Genomic DNA, 19,668 nt, shown 5'->3' on the forward strand with positions numbered 1-19,668 from the left:
AATTAGAATGTAAGATTAATCCCCAGTGAAGTTGTTCTTGCCAAAGGATATACCCCATAATCTTCACCGTTTGTTGTCACATCACTTCTGTTAGATACTTCCGGATTGTAGCCCTCATAATTTGTAAATGTGAATGGATTCTGCAATGAGAGATAAACACGAGCATTTGATATGAACGCCTTTTTAATTAATGAAACAGGTAATGTATATCCAAGCGTAATATTTTTCACTCTCAGGTAAGATCCATCCTCAATATGCCATGTTGATGTTATACCATTCTGTCCCTTGCTCACGCGGTTAGCACGAACATTCATACCACTTCCTGGTTCCGATTCTGATTTCCATCGGTTCAAAACCCCTTTATAGTTATTCATATTCCCTTCTCCGTTGTAGAAATATCTTCTGGAAAGGTTTAAGATTTCATTTCCCTGAACTCCCTGGCAAACAATGTTAAGGTCTAACCCTTTCCACATGAACGAGCCGCCAAAACCATACGTAAAATCGGGCATATAGTTACCTACGATCGCCCTGTCTGTGTCCGAAATATCCAGAATATTATCACCGTTTACATCTTTAAACTTAAAGTCACCGGGTTTCGAATCTGCCAGGCCATAGTTACTCGGAGAGTCTACATAGTGCAGACTGGCATCAACCTCTGCCTGATTTTTAAAGACACCTTCCACTACCGGTAAATAGTACGACCCAATTGGTTCGCCCACTCGGGTAATAAAGTATGCATTCGACACAGAACCCGAAGAAATAATGTCTGCGTTACCAGGCCCCAACTCTTTCACCTCATTGATGTTTTTTGAGATATTGAAATTAAGCGACCATTTCACATCTCCCATTGTCTGGTTTGTAGCAATATTAAACTCAACCCCCTTATTATTCACTTTACCTATATTTTCAAGACGTGTATTATATCCGGTTGTCATTGGCACCGGAACATCCAGTAATAAGTCATAGGTGTTACTGTTATATAAATCCAATCCGAACGTCAATCTGTTTTTAAACATCGAAGCATCAAAACCAACATTGAACTGTGATGTCTTTTCCCACTTCAGCTCAGGATTCGGCATACTGCTCGGTGCAGCACCTTTAATAACAGCAGGAGCTGTTCCTCCCAAAACATAACTGTAATAGCTTATTTGTCCTAATGCCCCATAGTTCGGAATTCTGAAATTCCCTGTCAACCCATAGCTGGCACGTATTTTCAAATCATCAATAAATTTCAGTGATTTCATGAAATTTTCCTCAGACAAACGCCAACCCAGAGAAAGAGAGGGAAAATATCCCCAACGGTTGTCTTTTCCAAATCGAGAAGCCCCATCCGCACGGATAGCTCCCGAAGCCATATATTTTCCCAGATAGCTGTATTGAGCTCTGGCAAGTCCCGATAATAAGGACCATTCAGAAGCTTTGGAATTACCTCGTGTTACAGTTCCGGCTACCAGTGAATGAATTGAATTCGTAATAAAACCATTAGCAAAAAGGTAATTACTTTCATTCTTCTGATGCTGCATGGTCCATCCGGCCAAAGCACTAATAGAATGACCGTTAAACTCTTTATTAAAATTCAGTGTCTGTTCAAAAAGCCAATTGTGTACACTCGAAGTATTCGATTCTCCCTCAGGAATTGATTCAGGATTACCTGCTGTATTCGAGATAGGAAGAGTGGAAGGTCTGAATTGGTTTCTTGAATCGCTGTATATATCAATTCCAAGGTTGGCTTTATACTTCAATTCAGGCAACAACGCCGCTTCACCATATACATTACCAAAAATACGGGTCGCGGAAGTTACATCGGTTACAAGCATAGCCAATGCCACCGGATTCCATACCTGTGTCTGGCTGTTTCCTTTTACTACACTACCGTCGGGCAAGGTTGTTTTTGTGTCGCCACTCCAGGAATTCTGAGTAAAACAATAACTTCCATCAGGGTTATACACCGGAAAAATGGGAGAACTATGCAAAGCCGAAGCAATAATACCACCACCGTTGCTATTATAGGCCCCATCAGAATTTACCTGATTTTCTTTTGTGTGAGAAGGATTCATCGAAATTCCGAATTTAAAGATTCCTTCAGTAACATCCAGATTCAGACGGGCACTGTAACGTTGATAATCACTATTGATAATTACCCCGTCTTGTTGTAGGTAATCAAGTGAAGCATAATATTTAACCTTGGAAGAACCACCGGAAACAGACAATGAATGATTCTGCATTCCTGCGGTACGGAAAATTTCATCCTGCCAGTCGGTATCAGTCAATCCCTGTTCACCGTTTAGATATGGCATAATTTCCAATGGGATGATTGTATTGCTGTCTTTGCTTGTGTTCTTCAAACGAAGTCCGTTATCATCATTTATACTATAAACTAGTGGCTGTTTACCTTGCGATATCAGTTTCCGGTTAATTGATTCCATCTTGTCAATGTACGTATTGTTACGTGCATCTTTCACCAAATCAGAATACTCATAAGCATTCAGCATATCAATTTTTTTAGAAACAGATTGCCAGCCATAATAGCCATTGTATGCTACAGACGCTTTTCCTTCGGAACCTTTCTTTGTTGTAATCAGAACTACCCCATTAGAACCGCGCGAACCATAAATTGCAGCCGAGGATGCATCTTTCAACACTTCAATTGATTCAACATCATTCATATTGAAAGTATTCAGCTGTTCTTTTGCTAATGGAACACCGTCTACCACATACAACGGAGAAGTTCCGGCAGTAATGGTTCCGGTACCACGAACCTTTATCTCAAGCGAAGACCCCGGAGCACCGGTTGCCTGAGTAACCTGTACCCCCGGCATCCGCCCTACCATAGCCTCTGCCATGGAAGTAACCGGTTGCCCTTTCATATCACTCGAACGGATACTGGCAATAGCGGTAGTCACATCCCTTTTTTTCTGCACACCATAACCTACAACAACCACTTCATCAATGACTTTACTGTCTTCCACCATTGTTATTTTATGCACGTTTTTATCTGTGGCAGAAATAGAAAGTGATTTAAAACCAATGTATGTCACTGTCAATGTAGACTTTTCGGGAATGCTGTTCAACGAGAACTTCCCGTCCACATCAGTTATTGTACCGTTTGTGGTTCCTTTCAAAGCCACGTTGGCCCCGATAATGGGTTCTCCATTCTGATCGACAACTATTCCGGAAATATTCTTTGTCCTTTCAGGTGTTACGTTCCCCCTCCTTACATTACCGGCACTTACCGCTATTGTATTATTTGTCCTGTTAAAACTCAAATGCGCCTGGCGACCTATTTCATCTAATATCACCTGTAAAGAGACATTCTTAAAATTCAATGTCAGGTCAGGGGCTTCATCAACAATCTTCTGGTCGTAGAAGAATTTAAAGTTCGTTGCTTTGGTTAGCTTTTTCAATACGCTTTCCACAGATTCATTCTTTGCCTCGAGAGTAATATTGTTTTCTCTCAGGTTCTGGGCATAAACAGTTATTGAAAAGAAGCACATAAATAATAGTAAAAAAGCTAAAAATGAATAGCGATTATTACGCTTTCCTTTACATATAGGAATAATATTCATATATTTGTGCGTTTTTAGTGATTAAACTTTTAATTATTAAAAAAGTAACTGCCACAGTCATAAAGGTTCGAAGTCTATGATTGTGCGGCTAAAACTCTTTGACAGAGGCATTCCATTGGGATGCCTCTTCTTTTTTATGTCGGCTAACTTGTGTTTTGCATAGTAATAGATTTAATTAATTATTTATATAAAATATAGGAATTTTTCTCTTTCCGCCATTTAATTCCTGTTGCATATTCAATCGACTGAAGAACAGACAATAATGTCTGGTTATCATGCTCTCCGGATATCAAATTATCAAACTCCTGACCTTCGGCAAACTTAATCTTACAATTATACACTCGCTCCAGCTCTTTAGCCACATCGTGTATCGGAGTGCTTTTAAACCGCAGATTTCCATGAATCCAGGTTGCAACCCGCTGATCGTCCTCTTTTGTTTTCCGGTAATCTCCGGAAATGGTATTTATCAGAGCCTGCTCGCTGGCCACCAGCCTCATCATGGCTTCCGGCATATCCACCTGCACTTTTCCGCTTTCCACGCTCACAGCCACAATCTCATCCTCTTTGTATGCCTTTACATTGAATTTTGTACCCAACACCTTCACATCAAAATGATTTGTCTTCACAATGAAAGGTTGTTCGGGATTCCTTGCCACAGAAAAATAGGCCTCACCACTCAGTTCCACCCTTCGCACACCTTTCGTAAAACGATTCGGATATTTCAGGTGGGTACATGAATTAAGATTTATCACACTCCCGTCAGGCAATGTCACCACCTTCTTTTCTCCGCTGGATGCTATTACCTCCGTATACTCAATATTCGTATCTCTCAGATGGTTGTAGTAGCTTACAGCTCCCCACGCAATTGCTACAACCGCCGCAACACTGGCAGCAATGGTACATATTTTTCTGAACGGATTAGTTCGGACGGTTTTCAACTCTTTCAGCAGCAAAGCTGCTTCACGGCGATATTCCTCCCGCTCATATTTATTCCCGATATCCTGCGCAAGCGCTTCCTCCCAGGTTTCATCAGCCAGTTTATCCAACAACTCATTATTGTCCGAGGAACGTAAATCTTTCATCACTTCCGGAACTTCAGAACTGACATATAGATTATCTAGATATCTACGAAATATGTTACTATTCTTTTTTGGTTCTTTCATTTTCATTAATATGAGGTACTGTTATCCCCCTCACATAAGTAATACACAAATGCGAGAAACAACTGGGGTACAATTAACATTTATTAAATATTAAAACAGATAAGAAGCAGAAGCATGTCAACGTATGCATCCGAATATTTGGAGAGATAACCACGTATCACTTTCAATGAAGCGGAAATATGTTCCTGAACCGTATTTATGGATATTCCTAAAGAATCAGCTATCTCCTTATGAGACATCTGCCTGTTACGGCTCATATCAAAAATCTCACGCTGGCGGGGAGTCAGCTTTTCCAAGGCTTTCGAAAGCAGAGACATCAAATCGTTTGCCAGAACACTTTCTTTTGTATCGTTGGTATAATCAACAGCGTTTTTCAGCACAGCATCCTTCAGAGATTGCTCATTTTCCAAATCACGAAGAATATTCAATACCCGATTGCGGACTATGGTATATAAAAAAGAGGAAAAGGAAGCCTCCGGATTGATAAATTTCCTGCTCTGCCAAACAACAGTGAAGGCGTCATGAAAAATATCTTCTGCAAATTCACGAGACTTGATAAACTTCATCGCAAAATAAATCAACCGGTTCTTATAAATAGAATAAAGTTCGCAAAAAGCCTCCTCATCACTATTTATAAGCCGAATAACCAAATCTTGCTCTGCCTGTCTGGCATCAGTCATTTCCATATCCCTTTTTATTATTCTGCAAAATTAAAATCTATTTGTTACAAAAATATGTCTTATTTAATAATTCAGAGTGTTTATAGCTGTTTTTTTTAAAAGCCGATTAAAAACTCGATTCAGTTACAATGAAAATTTTCATCATTCCAACAATATCGGTTCATAATAAAGGGGCATCCGTGTGGGTGCCCCTTCTTCTTTACTAACTAGTTCGTGCGAAATCACATCGCAATAAATTAAAGAATTGCTTCTTCTCAAAAGTATATTCTTTATCTAATCAACATTAAATTTACCTTAAAACTATATTTCTTATTTCATTAAATGTATTTATTCACGAACGCATCTCTTATTCAACATTGTCTGCAACCGGTCGTAGAAAATAGAGCTGGACAATCAACGCAATCGCCACAACAAAAGCCAGCATTGCGAATCCAATTCCCAAGTTTCCTCCATCTGTCCATTTGCCCAGCAACTGAGTAACCGCTGCACCGGCAAACACGCCCACCATGTTCATAATCCCGTAAGCGGTGGCCCTATGCCGGGCAGTTACAAACTGGCAGAGAATTGGCATATTGTTGGAATCGAACATGCCGTAGCCCAGACCAAACAGAAAACCTGCACCGATTACCCCCACAAAACTGTGTTCTAAGTGCCCACCCGCCTCAACGAGTTTTAAGTTACCAAAACAAATGAAATTATACAACAAACAAGAATATATATTTTTCTTATATTTAAACATAATAACCAGTATTAATAATTTTATAATTGCTTCTATAATATAATATTTAAAGATAATAAACTCACTTTCAGGAAAACTTTTAGTCTACAAAATATTATTTGCTAAATATCCAATAATTATAAAAAATATATATTACAATTATTTCTTTTTTAATTAATAAATTAATATCTTCGCCCGCTCTTACTACAAATCTAAAAACTATGAAAAAAAAGAAACAGACGTTTGTACCCGAAGAGCGGGTGGTCTATCCTCAAAATCAGTCGATTATTGAGTTTTTAATCGATTCCCTCGGAAAAGAGCGAAAAAAAATAGCACGCCCACCCCCCATTTTTCAGGTTTTTACCAATCGTAAGAACCCTTTCGAACCGCCAACTATTTTTATCTAACATATTATTTATATTTCCCAACGTGATTATCCATTGTAATCACTTAAATCTTATATTCAACTATGACAAAGAAAATCATGGTGAGCCGCATTGCTCACCACTCGTACATTGAAAAGGCAATGTGCATGCAAGAAGTGATCGAAGAGATCCGCAGTGACAAACACAAAGAAACCATCGAGGAGATCAGACGGCTCAACGCCCAAGGCGATTCCGATGCAGCCGCCCGCCTCAAGGCAAAACTGCCCGGCTACACCTTTGCCGGCACGTTCGAAGGCAAACGCAGGGCCGAGAACATTGACCTGTACAACTCGCAGGTAGTGATTGACATCGACAACCTGCCTGGCAACAGTTATGAAATGGCCCGCCGCGCCATCCAGGCATGCAAGTACACCCACCTCTGCTTCAACAGTCCGCGCATGGGCCTCAAGGTGGTGGTGCGCGGCACGCCTATCGACATTCCGCAAGGTTGCACCTCCAAGCAGCGCATCAAACTGATTAACAGCTACCACAAAAAGCTTTTCAAGGAGGCGGCGGTCCACATCGAAAAAATCACCGGGTGCGAGGTAGACAAGTCGGGCAGCGACGTGGCGCGCATCTGCTACACCTGCCACGACCCGGCGGCCTACTACAGCACCGATTCGGTGCACTTCCCCGTTACGTTGGAGAACGACACCGGATTCAAGGCCGAGCTTATACGCGTTCACCGGGAGATAAGCCAGGCACAGGACGTAGAGCTCAATGCCTCCGAACCTACCGGCAGAGAAAAGAAGAAAAGCTACGGCATGCTTTTCCAAGCACTCTGCAGGCAGCTGAACCGCACCCAGCAGTACGAAAGCGGCAACCGGAACAACTACCTCTTTGCCCTTGCAGTGATGTGCAATGAGGCGGGCATTCCCAAGGAGAACCTCCGCGGACTGATGGCACAACGTTTTGACGACCTGGAACAGTCCGAGCGCAATGCCACCCTGGAAAGCGCCTACAGCAACACCGACTGCCACGGCAATCACCCCATGGGCCGGACGGCCATGCGTGTATTCTTTGTGCAGGACTACCTTGAACGCAAATACCACTTCCGCCACAATGTAATCACCTGCAAGCTCGAATACCGACGCAAGGAGACCGACGAGGCGTTTACCGACCTGGACGACATGGCCCTCAACAGCCTCTGGGTGGAGTTGTGCGAACAAGGGGCCGAATGCCCCCTTCCGCAGATGCACTCCATCCTCAACTCCGACTTCAGCACCGACTACAACCCGCTGAAGGAGTACTTCGAGAACCTGCCCCAGTGGGACGGCACCGACCATATCCATCTGCTGTCGGAGCATGAACAAACCACCTCGCAGCAGTACTGGAGACTCTGCCTGGAGAAGTGGCTCTGTGCCATGGTAGCCACCGTGGTACTGCCCGACGTTCAGAACCACACCGGGCTTATCCTTACGGGCGACCAAAGCATCGGGAAAACCACCTTTGCCCGCATTATCATGCCCCCCGCGCTGAAGAAGTACTATTGCGAGGACCGCGTCAGCAGCGACAACAAGGACGACCTCACCAAAATGTTCCAATGCCTGCTTATCAACACCGAAGAGATTGACGGAATGAGCGGACGCGAACTGAACCAGTACAAGGCACTTATCACCCGCGCCGAAATGACCATCCGCATGCCTTACGACCGCACCATGAAGGTGCGCAAGCGTATTGCTTCATTTATGGCCACCTCCAACAACCAGGACATCCTTACAGATACCACCGGGAACCGCCGTTTTCTCTGTTTCGAAACCACCGGGTTCGACAACGAGCGCCAGGTGAACCATGACCAGCTCTATGCACAGGTAATGCATAAGCTCCTGGTGGAAAAGTACCGTTTCTGGTTTACCAGGGAAGAGGCGCAGATGATTAACAAGCGCAACGAACGCTTCATGCAGATGACCACCGAAGAAGAGCTTATTACAACAAATCTGCGCAAGCCACTCACCGGCGACAAAATCTCGTACCTCACCGCGGGCGACATTGCCGAACTGCTTCACAAGCGAAACGGCCTAAACATCACCCACAAAGGAAAGGTAACCATTGGTCGCGTAATGAAGAAACTCGGTTTTGAAAGACAGGCAAGCCGCACGGGTGCTTTTAAGTACAAAGTCCACGTCATCAACTTCGAGGAAGTAACCATGAACAAGTACATCAACGACGAGGTGGAAAAAGAACCTGAAGCCACCCAGCAGATTCTGGCGATATAGTCCTAGCCTAACAGTCCCATTGCAAACCCCGCTACTCCTTGAATGAAGTAGCGGGGTTTGTGCCAAAATAAGAATTTCGTCTTCATTTTCAGCGATTCGCAAACAGCAAACGTCGTGATTTGATACTTTGGAAAAAAAATTATTTATACAAAAAAGGCATAAAGCCCAATAAGTCAAAATAATAAACAAAGCAATGCACTTCCAAAACCAATTACACAATTCATTGCTTAGCATTAACTGTCAACCAGATACATTTCACATTACACAACATCGTCATTTTTCAGGTGCAGAGTATGCAGAGACTGCAGAGTTGAATTCTATAACTTTTAGAAAAAAATCAATGTAAAGATATATATACAATAAGTACGTTTTAGCATGAATATTATAAAATGTTAGGAAACCACCTATGCAGACTCTGCATACTCTGCATTTTTCAGCCTCTATTGCCCATTTAAATAACGAAAACCGGATTTAGAAATAAAATAATTAATGCCAAGCTCGGCATAGGGACAAGTGATATATTACAAACTCCCGCCATCTTTTTTAAAAAGACGGCGGGAGTTTAAAAAAAGACGGCGGGCTTTTCTGCAAAGTCCCGCCAGCCATTTACACCGGTCCCAAAACCGTATCCACATTCACGGCTCGCCCAGGTGGCGCGTTATCACCTCCACCTCGCGCGGCGTAAGTATCTTGCAGCTCTTGCGGTACCCCAGCTCCTGCAACTCGCACCAAAGCCCCTCGTTGCGCCTCATCCAGCGGGTAAGCAAACGCAGTGCCTCGCGCACAGACATGTGCGGATTGTACAACATGGCCAAATCGGACTTGCCAATGGCGCGCACCCGGAATTCATTCTCCTCTTTTTTCATACACAAACTGTATTTATTTCCTTATAAATATACTAAATTACAGTCAATTAAACAAACATATTCGCCCAATAATCAAGTAAATAATCTTTAATTATTATTGTTTATCCAACGCCTCCCGTCTCAGCGAGGCGCTCAAGCAGCAATGCACCGTATCCGCCTGCAAGGATCGCAATTAAAAAAGTACGCCCCGTTGATCACTTACGTGATGGCGGGGCGTAAATCTATGCTTTATTAAGTAAATTTCAAATCTATATCCTTCCGAAAACAACACCATTACAGAACGTAGTAAAAAACAACAAAAAGGCATCCAGCCAAGCCTAACCAACACTCTACCGCATGGCATCTCGTTCCACGATTCAACTGCCTTTATATGAAGTGTTATATTCAGTTTATCGACAGTTTTATCAAATTAGTATAATTATGAAAGCAATTATCCACCTTAATCCATTTGGTCCCTAGTATAACAACTGAGCCATCAGATAAAACTGTAAAATCAACCGGTCTGCACTCCTTATATTCTTCATCTATCCAATACTCTTTACAGAGATAATCCTTATTCAACTTCATTAAAAAATAACCCTGAGAATAATTGCAAGTACCAAGCAAATATTTACTTTCAATAACATTTATGCCTTTTATGAAGCGAGAATGATTAATTTCCGCTGGTGCATTGATTGAACAAAGCTCCAAAGAGTCCTTAAAAACATTTCTGAATACTTTTACAGGTCCATCACCTGAAGTTGTTCCTGATATCAGCCCATTTTCAAAAAAAAGTAGACTATTATGAAGTGTTTCATATCTATTCAAGAGTCTCCCTTTAGTATTTAGTTCAAAAACATTTCTCCCTTCATATTTAATATTTTTTCTAAATCCGTCATAACTGGAAGAGGCATAGATTCTATCCCCCGCCTGAATAAGCCGATAACCAAACGTTTCAAAATTCTTTCGATTATCTAAAGTTGCTGTCCATATTTTCTTCCCTTCAGGTGAAATTTTTATTAGATACAGATCATCATCCATTTCAGCCATCTTAAAGAATTCGAGCCGCTTATACCCAAACTCAAGTCTTTTTAACTGAACCGGGATAATTCGGTTCGATTCTGTCAGTACGTATATATTATTTAAACTATCGAGAACAACATCAGCTACAGAAACTTCATGATTATTACGATATTCCTTTTCCCAGATAACTTTTCCAGATAGATCCATTTTAGCTATCCAAAACCGATCCATTTCAACTTTTTCGGCAACAGCAATAATTGTACTGTCGCTACATAGATTTATCTTACAAACTCGCTTGTCTCGAAAGACAATCTCCCATTCCTTTTCAAAACGTCCATTAAGTTTAAAAATGCTTCCACTACTTACATGAGATTTTTCCATATAAACCTTACTCCTGGCAAAATAGGTAGAGTCATATTTTAATGGAGTTTTATCTTGAGAAGGGAAACTTATGCTAAACTGAGTTGACACCACCAAAGATCCATCGTTCAGCCCGATTAGGCTGGTAGGTTCATAATCGCCAATAGCCTTTTCCCCATTAGCACTATCCTGGTAGATAAAGTTTGCTTCCTTTAACTTATAATCTTTATATAAAGATTGCGCGCGTCCGGTGCAGACATTAACAATTAGTACCAACGCAAAGAATATCCCGTGTTTCATAGATTAATCATTTTATGTTTAAACCGAAGAATCAAGATGCCAGCCATTTCCTTTCCATGTAGAATGAGTTCTTCTTTTTGTCACTATCCCGGTTATTAGATAGTATTATCAAACAAAGATAGTGTAATATATTTATTTTCAAAGCGAAATAAGTTTTAGGATTGCTAGTTATATTGGTAAATAATTTCGCAATATAATAGACGGAGTTCAACGGCAACCATATAAAAAGCCAAAGTCTGACTGCCAACCTAGATGACATACGAGATTATCAAGATGCCCTCCTTACTGCTACCCTTAGTAAAGAAGAAGAGCGTGCGCGAGATGCAAGAGTTTACCAACCTAGTAAAAGGCCAGTTCGACTACCTGATGGAACAGGTAACACGCTTCGAGACCGACTACTTTGAACTGTCTGAAAAGGTGCACAAAATGTATCAGGAGGTCATCCTCCTGAACCAGCGACTCAGCGAATCGCTGAAACTGCAAAGAACCGTGCCTGCCTGCAAGGATCGCAATTAAAAAATACGCCTCGCTAATTATTTACTTGATGGCAGAGCGTAAATCTGTTTCATTAATTGAGAGATTCGATAAGCAATTGCTCTACCAATATGCATATGCTTCTTTGTATTTCTTTTCGTTCCACATAGATATTAACAAGTTATGTCAGAAAAAAATAGATGAAGCTATAAACCTAATGGTACTAATCCCAAATTATTAATGGACTCATTTACAAATTGTAGTGATTCGTGTACCTTTAGCACCTCTGTATAATCCCAAAATTTAACTTTTCCATTTATTGAAAGGGCAGAGATTTCTTTCTTAATTTTTTCAATCTGTTTTTGGTCTGTAACGGCCACAATCCCTTGAACTGCTTTATTCGTTTCTGCCTTCATAAGGTTAAGAATAAGACTATCGATCGATCCAGATGTTTGAACTTCAAATACATAAATCACACGCCCCATATTGCCAATAGTTACTTCCCAAATAGTATCAACAACGGCTCCATCGGCTACTTTTTTTTCAACCTCTGCACGGAAGCCAAGACATCTACCAATTTCTGCAAGTTTATCACGAATATCATTATGGACAAATAGATCCTCTCTCCCACTTTTAGACAATAAATTTTCCGCTTTGTCAGAAGTGAAATACTTTTCTGGTAGAACTTGTAGCTCTTGCCAAATAAAGGTGTTTAGTGTCAACATATCATTCACTTCAATAAAACCTTCTTTTTGTGCCATATGCACAATCTCACGTCCTTGCATCGACAGTCTCTCATAGGCCTTTCCCGTTAAGCGTGCTTCATATCGTGGGAGATTTGAGATTTCGAGGGTAGTGAATCCATTATATGTTTTACGGTTCCAAATGAGATATTTATTGGGATAAGTCTTACAAAGTAATTCACTCATTATAGCAGGACCTACACCTTTTATTTTTGAACGAAACTCATCCCATCGTTTTTCAATACTTCCTGAACCATAAATAAGGTTCGCAAATTGTTCGCGAAGCAAAGGCATTCCATTAGCTTCTATTATGTTGTCAATTTGATAATGCTTATTACCCCACATAGCCATAGCCCACAAAGGAGCTATATAGTCAAAAAACTCATTTTCCGACATTTTCTGTAATAACTCCTTTGAGTATTCTTGAATATTTGAGGCAAGAAGTTCGCGTTCTTGCTGCTCACTCATTGCTTGAGTTTTATTTGACCTAAACCACTTTTTAAAGGCGGTTAAGTATTTTGTTAGTAGATGTGAATTCATACTATGTATTTAAAAGTTCTAGTAATTTATCTAATAATGGAACAAAGCCATTGAACTTATCTTCACTAAATGAGTTGAAACCACACTCAATTTTATTCTTTATCCTCTCACTGGTTGACCTATTGATTGATTTATACTCACGATATTTAACTTTGGAATGGATATCCAATATTATATCATCATAAACCGACTTATCGAATAAATCTTCTACAAAATAAGGACTTGAAATGTTACTATTTGCAACATAAGCAGAAGAATAATCTTCTTGATAAAAAACAGGTTCTAATTTTTGATATGTAGTTTTTAAAGTCGTTACTTTTTTATATCCTTCTGCACCAGCTTTATCGTAATCAAAAAGATATATTATTTTTTTTGCATTCGGCAGTAAATTAACAATTACATCATTAAAAAAAGATTCTGTATTGCCTGCACTACCCATCGGAATGAATGCTACTTGATCTAATTGCCTATACTTAGCATTAATATTGGAATGTATACAAATAGCTTTTTTGATATATTTAATATCATATGTTCCTTCTACTATAATAGTAAAAGGTGCAGCTAATATAAAAGCCCCATCAAAATAGTTTACATACCCACCAGACAAAGCCGATATTTGTTCAACTTTATTTGATATATCAATTTTTCCATTTATAATATGTCTTACATTCTCATTTCTCATTATATCTACAAATATTGGAGAGTGAGTCGTTACTAAATTGTATCTATTATCTGTATCAATAAGTTTAAGTAATTCCGTTTTTCTTGTAATATGTATATGAGAATCTGGCTCATCAAACATGCATAAACTATCTTTAGAAGAAAGTATGTGTATCATGACATTGGCAATAATCAGTTTTTTTTCACCTTCGCTAAGTCCATCTATATTTCCTCTATCACTAAACTCTATATTTATTTTTGTGATTACCTGACTTTCACTTTCTATTGAGCATTTATATAAATAGTAGAACAATGTACTTGATTGATCAATAAAACTTATATCGCTTATTGTATTACGGAATTCTTCAATTGTATAAACACTTCTCTCTCGAAGTTTCTCTATAAGAGCTTCAGTATCTTGTCCTTCCCATTTTTTTATATTGCTTGTTTTATACTCAAATGATATTTTACAAAGTTTTCCTTGTGATATTTGATTCACAAAATTCAAAACATCAACATCTTCAGAATAAAGCAACACGAGAAGAGATAGTTCCCATTGATATTTACTTATGTTAAACATGAATGGCGGAATAAACCCAGGAGTAGAAGTTAATTTATTACAATATTTTTCATATATAGGCTTATAGCATTTTCGCCATAATCTAGTATCCTCACCACTATATGAAAGTATTATATTTTTTGGCAATATATCGGTTGTTAATTTATTACCATTTCGTAGTCGACCATCTTCTATTTCGACATAATTACTATTAAGTATATAACTAACTTTGTATCTAAATTCACATGGATATTTTTTGGATCCATCCTTTAATGTTGCGATGTGATACAGGCTAAAAAATATAGAACTTATTGCTTCTATAACATTGCTCTTACCTGAACCATTGAGTCCTATTAAACAACAATAGTTTTTTGTCGATTGAAAATCTATGTCAAGGGAAATAAGGTTCTTATATTTATCAATATGCAAAGAATATAACTGGAAATTATCAGATTTAATTTCATATTTGAACCTCAGTTCCATTACATCATCTATTGAACCATCATGGTAATCAGGGACAGTTACAAGACTTCTTTTGTCTAAGAAATTATTGATCTGTATTACATTTCCAGAGGTTCTTTTCTCAAATCCCAAAGCGTTGACAAATGCTCGTTTTGTCATAGTTACTGGATTCTTATCCGTCTGTATTTTTTCAGCTATAGTACAAAGTTCTTCTCGTGTCATATTATTGAAATATTTTTTGTTCGAAGTCTGTAATTGCTTGGGCACGATTCTCTGCTGCTTGGGTGCGAAAAGTTATGATTTCCGCTTTCAATCCATGAATATGCTCAACTATTTCATTCTGTATTTTCATTGGTGGTATTGGCAATATGTAGTTTGCAATTATCCCTGCATTTAAATTTGGTTGTGCACTGCCATAGGCTAATGCTTTGAGGTTTTCTGTTTGAGACTGTATGTATTCCCATAGATAATCTGTACAAATTACGCTATTGTCAATTTCGAATAATACCGCGCACGCTTGATTTGTTGTTGATTCAACTCCAAGTTTGGCTGTTTTACCAATGGTTGCCCCATACATTGCTATAACCAAACTACCAACAGGATATAATTTTGCACTACTATTTTGCATTCCAAATTCTGTTATTTTTTCTTCAGTATCAAACAGTACATTATTTTGTAGTTCACCTGTTTTAATCCATGGAATATCACCTCCGTAAAACTTACTATTGTTTCTTGAAGGAGTCCCTCCGCTGCTTATTTTACACATATCGGATATCTTAAAAATCGGATAATTGCTCTCACTTTTATTACGTTCGTAAATATGTTCTAACCCCCATTTACTTAAATGAGAGAAATTTACAAAATGCAACCCTTTTTCAATTGATTTATCTCCTTGATTTGATATGCCAAGTTTGTCAGTAATATATGTTTTGATACCAGTTTGAAGAGTATTAGAGATATCCTCTTGCACGATTGCGAGATCCATTTGATAATTATAAGCATCAACTAATTTATTCTGCTCTTCTATACTTGGGAGTGGAATTTTAATATCCAAAAACTTTGCCTCATCAATTCGTTGGCGATTAGTTGTTCCGCTACTACATGTTTGACAAAAATCAACAAATTCTTTGGTTGTAGAAACAAGAACTAAATATTGAGAGTTTATTCTCTCTCTATCCAAATCATAAGGCAAGAAATCTTGTGTTACAACAGCTCCTTCTAATTCTGCAGGAATAATCCCCATCGCCCCATTTCTAGCATCTATTTTTGATAAAATGAATTGCCCTTCGTGTACAATAAACTGCCGTTTAGTACCTATATTCCTACCTATTTCTGTATCTCTTTGTACTACACCACCATTTCGAACTTTTATTGTAACACGTTTATAGATTAAATCATCTTGAATATCGATTGCAGTTTTATTTCGTTTTAAAAATTCACCTATACGTACTAAAGGATATTTAGTATTAAACGAGATTTTAGTTTCGTTCAAATACTGAACACTCCAATTGAAGAGTCCGCTAAACGGAATAACAGTTATATATTTTGATGTATTGATCATAGCGCAACCCATCCTTTATCATTAAGCTTTTTGAATAATTGATTATTTTCAACTTTATATTGATATCTATGTAAAGCCGATTCCCACAATTTATTTTCTGTACGATATAAAGCATATTCATCTCTTAGATCAGTCAATTCATTATCGCATTCCGCCCCTGTCGTTGTAATACCAGCTTTCTCAACCTGTGCTATCGGAATCTGGTAATCAAAGCGTTCTTTTACAAGTGGCTTAACCTCTTGCTCTATCTGTGCTTCAAGTTCTTTCAGTTCATTTCTTTTATGACGTATTTCGGAACGATCATTTTCTTTATTATCGATAAAAGTTTGAAGTTCAACCTTGCGGGTAGCATATTTTTGTTCAATTTCTGCTTTCGTATTGCGTACAATATCTTTATATTGTTGCTGTTCTTCATTTGTAAACTTTTTAAAGAACATAAGACTTGGTTTTACAGTAGCTCCAGACGCCATAAAAACATCTTGCGGAATAGATGTAATTAATAAGATTTTTGCCATGCCTTCAAACAATTCTCGAACAGACTGCAAGTTTGTATTATTTAACACACCTTCGGGCAACACAATACCCAGTCTTCCTCCTGGCTTTAATAGCTTAAAACAGCGTTCAATAAATAAAACTTCGGTCAAAGCACTCAATCGCCCAGAGTGATATAAACTTAAAACTGATTTTCCAACATTATCATTGACTTGTGACAATGCCTTCAAATATTCATCTCCATAACGTTCTATATAATATTGAATTTTAGTCTCATCGGTAAATCGATCAGCATCAGTAATTTTTAAAGATTTTTCCACTCTGGCTCCAAATGGCGGATTAGTTAGAATAACATCAAAACGATTCTCAAATACACCATTAACATTCAACAGTCCATCATGATGATGTACACCACCGTGTCCGTCACCGTGCATTATCATATTCATTTTTGCGGTACGAGCCATTCGGGGATTAGCATCTGTCCCAAAAACACAGTTGTGCGAAAGATATTTTAAACGGCTATTCTCATTCAAAGTATCTAATTCCGCATTTAACATTGTAAAATATCTATTAACCTGTTCTTCAATTTCTTGTTTGTACTTATCACTACCTTTGTCGTATACTTCATCAAACAGAGTTTCTTTTATTTGCTCTTTAACTCTTTGTATATCATTTTCAATTTTTTCACGAACATATTCAAACGCTCGAATCAAAAAGCCTCCACTACCACAACAAGGATCACAAATAATCTCGCCTTCCCCGGGATCCAGTACTTCAACCATAAAATTAACTACTGTACGTGGAGTGAAAAACTGTCCGAGTTCACCACGGAAAGTTTTACCCAAGAATTTTTCAAATGCTATACCCTTAACATCATCAGCAGTACGAGAAAGATTGTATGTCTGTAACTCTTCTACAATAGCTTCAAAACTTGCTTCTTTTATTTTTAGCGAATCAGTTGCATCAAATAGGTCATCTTTTGCAAAATCTTCTTTTGTGTTTTCAAAAAGCTGTTGGTAAAATGAACGACTATCTTTTGAAGCTACAGCTCCAAAAGCCTTTTTTAGTTTTTCAAATTCACTTTTACTAAAAATTTGTGCACCAGTGTTATCTCGTTCGTAACGGATTTTAATGAATAAGACTTTGCTTATTTCATCAAAAGCGGCTTCTGGAGATAGTTTATCGTTATTTCTTATGATACTGTGACATCTAAACAATACTTTACTGAATTCTTCGCGTGTAAATGTTTTCGTTTGTTCTAACAGTTCTTTTATTTTTTTGCTGTTAGTTAAATCTTCAGATTTAGGAATATCAACAATTTCTTCTAAACGTTTCGGAATTTTACCTTTTAAAACTTTAAAAATACGAGTTTCTTTCAGATTGGTAGTAACAAAAAAGTCAGCACCAGCCCATGAAGCGTAATTGTAACCTTGAAAATAATCCTCTTCTCTGATTGTAATATGTTCTGCTTTACATTCCACAACAATAGCAGCACTCGACTCTTCAATTTTATCTTTTTCAGATTTCCAAATAACAATATCAGCTCTGGCCTTTCCTTGACCTCGTTGAGAATTATTAACTTGAACCTCCTGAGCCATTTGTTTTAAAGAGAACCCATAATCATTTACCAAACGACAAATATATTCTTGCCGCACTTTTTCTTCAGGAGTTAAAATCAGCTCTTTATTTTTTAGAGGCGCAAATATTTTATTTCCTTTTATCTTGAATCCCATATTTATCTATTTCCAATTTTAAAATAACTTTTTAGGGGTTTTACACCCTATATCTATACTATCATAGCATTCTATGTGGAGGCTATTTTTTATTACTAGAAAAGCCTTTATCATACTAAAACTTCCCTTAATTTTCTTGGCTAACTAAGTTTGAGATACTCCTTTTTCTTCTAGTGCTTCTTTTATTCGATTTAATTTCATATTAAAGATGTTACTAAAAACACAATGATTATCCACTACAAATATAGTGGATAATGTGCTATAAATATCATTTTTTTTTTAATAAAAATTTTTCCAGTATGGAAATGGCTGTTAAGTTTGTAAGAACAAGAGAGTCCTCCTATCTTCCAGCAATCGTATTAAATAAAAGGCAAACAAATGAGAAAACATAGAAACTCATGCAGTATGTATTCACCCTCAACCTATCCCATAATATGGGAATATACCACTTTCCCATATTATATGATAGTTTTGAGCTGTTTTTAACTTTATTATCGTTTTGTCTGTTTGCTTTACAATTAATTGACTGAAGGAACCAGCATTAAGTTTCATCATCCAACTTTTGGCCTTTCAGTTTCTGGGGGAGATTGCTGTAATGGGTATGAAATCATAATAACGAAACTTCTCTAAAAAAAGGAGCGTGCCTCCCCGGCACACTCCTTTCCTAAAAAGATAATTAACTAATCAATATCCTGTATTCTGAATCAGTCTGGAGTTCATATCGAGTGCACCTTGTGGAATAGGCATCAGCATCAGGTTGGGGCTCCAGTTCTTATCCACTACAATGTATTTGTTGAGGGTATAAGTGGTGCCAATCATTATCTTGGCACAATAGACGGACCCATAACGGCGCATGTCCACATACCGCTGTCCTTCGCCGGCCAGCTCGATGCGGCGCTCGCTGCGAACAAAATTGATTGCTTCGCCCTTAGAAGGTAAACACACACCTTAACATAATAGAACAAGCAGTTCAATTGATTATTTCCGTTAAGATTGTGAAGTATCGGCATGATGGAGAGAAGGGAGACATTTTAATCAGACAGATTACCCAATTGAATATATTCTACAGAAAAGACTTTAATAACTTATAAATAATAAACATTATATATCAATATGAAAGAGTTTATAATTAAAAGTGTCATCCAATA

General features: G+C 38.2%; 14 protein-coding genes. 3 read left to right on the top strand and 11 right to left on the bottom strand.

All coding sequences use genetic code 11. The features are described from left to right. Positions 1-2: 2 nt before the first annotated feature. The 4 genes from ABWU87_RS07620 to ABWU87_RS07635 all read right to left on the bottom strand — a co-directional run bounded on the left by ABWU87_RS07620 (position 3) and on the right by ABWU87_RS07635 (position 6,148). A complete protein-coding gene (locus ABWU87_RS07620; RefSeq protein WP_353334390.1) occupies positions 3-3,566 on the bottom strand; it encodes a TonB-dependent receptor in 3,564 nt (1,187 codons plus the stop codon). Positions 3,567-3,745: 179 nt separating this feature from the next. Then, positions 3,746-4,729, bottom strand: coding sequence for a FecR family protein (locus ABWU87_RS07625; protein ID WP_353334391.1), 984 nt, complete (start codon positions 4,727-4,729; stop codon positions 3,746-3,748). An 83-nt stretch (positions 4,730-4,812) separates the two neighbouring features. Then, a complete protein-coding gene (locus tag ABWU87_RS07630; protein WP_353334392.1) occupies positions 4,813-5,415 on the bottom strand; it encodes an RNA polymerase sigma-70 factor in 603 nt (200 codons plus the stop codon). A gap of 340 nt (positions 5,416-5,755) precedes the next feature. Further along, positions 5,756-6,148 (bottom strand): hypothetical protein, encoded by a 393-nt coding sequence (locus ABWU87_RS07635; protein WP_353329560.1) that lies wholly within the window; start codon positions 6,146-6,148, stop codon positions 5,756-5,758. Between the two features lie 200 nt (positions 6,149-6,348). On the opposite strand from ABWU87_RS07635, the gene ABWU87_RS07640 reads away from it, so the two are divergent. Beyond that, positions 6,349-6,534, top strand: a complete 186-nt coding sequence (locus ABWU87_RS07640) for a hypothetical protein (protein WP_353329562.1) — start codon at positions 6,349-6,351, stop codon at positions 6,532-6,534. A 62-nt stretch (positions 6,535-6,596) separates the two neighbouring features. Beyond that, positions 6,597-8,768 carry a VapE domain-containing protein gene (locus ABWU87_RS07645; protein ID WP_353329564.1) on the top strand — a complete coding sequence of 724 codons (2,172 nt, stop codon included), beginning with the start codon at positions 6,597-6,599 and terminating at the stop codon, positions 8,766-8,768. 635 nt (positions 8,769-9,403) lie between these two features. On the opposite strand, the gene ABWU87_RS07650 is transcribed toward ABWU87_RS07645, so the two are convergent. Together ABWU87_RS07650 and ABWU87_RS07655 are read right to left on the bottom strand one after the other, a co-directional pair. Further along, a complete protein-coding gene (locus ABWU87_RS07650) occupies positions 9,404-9,634 on the bottom strand; it encodes a DUF4248 domain-containing protein (protein WP_353329566.1) in 231 nt (76 codons plus the stop codon). Positions 9,635-10,018: 384 nt separating this feature from the next. Next, entirely contained in the window at positions 10,019-11,296 is a 1,278-nt protein-coding gene (locus tag ABWU87_RS07655) for a hypothetical protein (protein WP_353329567.1), read from the bottom strand. A 252-nt stretch (positions 11,297-11,548) separates the two neighbouring features. Here ABWU87_RS07655 and ABWU87_RS07660 point away from each other — a divergent pair, with 252 nt between their 5' ends. Next, positions 11,549-11,812 (top strand): hypothetical protein, encoded by a 264-nt coding sequence (locus ABWU87_RS07660; RefSeq protein WP_353329569.1) that lies wholly within the window; start codon positions 11,549-11,551, stop codon positions 11,810-11,812. Positions 11,813-11,976: 164 nt separating this feature from the next. Here ABWU87_RS07660 and ABWU87_RS07665 read toward each other — a convergent pair whose 3' ends face one another. The 5 genes from ABWU87_RS07665 to ABWU87_RS07685 form a co-directional block, all read right to left on the bottom strand. Continuing rightward, positions 11,977-13,053, bottom strand: coding sequence for a hypothetical protein (locus ABWU87_RS07665; protein WP_353329571.1), 1,077 nt, complete (start codon positions 13,051-13,053; stop codon positions 11,977-11,979). Between the two features lies 1 nt (position 13,054). Continuing rightward, positions 13,055-14,956 carry a hypothetical protein gene (locus ABWU87_RS07670; RefSeq protein ID WP_353329573.1) on the bottom strand — a complete coding sequence of 634 codons (1,902 nt, stop codon included), beginning with the start codon at positions 14,954-14,956 and terminating at the stop codon, positions 13,055-13,057. A gap of 1 nt (position 14,957) precedes the next feature. Further along, positions 14,958-16,295 (bottom strand): restriction endonuclease subunit S, encoded by a 1,338-nt coding sequence (locus ABWU87_RS07675; protein WP_353329575.1) that lies wholly within the window; start codon positions 16,293-16,295, stop codon positions 14,958-14,960. Then, positions 16,292-18,520, bottom strand: coding sequence for an N-6 DNA methylase (locus ABWU87_RS07680; RefSeq protein ID WP_353329577.1), 2,229 nt, complete (start codon positions 18,518-18,520; stop codon positions 16,292-16,294). The genes ABWU87_RS07675 and ABWU87_RS07680 overlap by 4 nt, the downstream gene beginning before the upstream one ends. 684 nt (positions 18,521-19,204) lie before the next feature. Next, on the bottom strand, positions 19,205-19,465 hold the full coding sequence (locus ABWU87_RS07685) for a RagB/SusD family nutrient uptake outer membrane protein (RefSeq protein WP_353329579.1): 261 nt from the start codon (positions 19,463-19,465) through the stop codon (positions 19,205-19,207). Between the last annotated feature and the right edge of the window lie 203 nt (positions 19,466-19,668).

It is taken from the genome of Bacteroides sedimenti, from assembly GCF_040365225.1.
Classification (GTDB): domain Bacteria; phylum Bacteroidota; class Bacteroidia; order Bacteroidales; family Bacteroidaceae; genus Bacteroides; species Bacteroides sedimenti.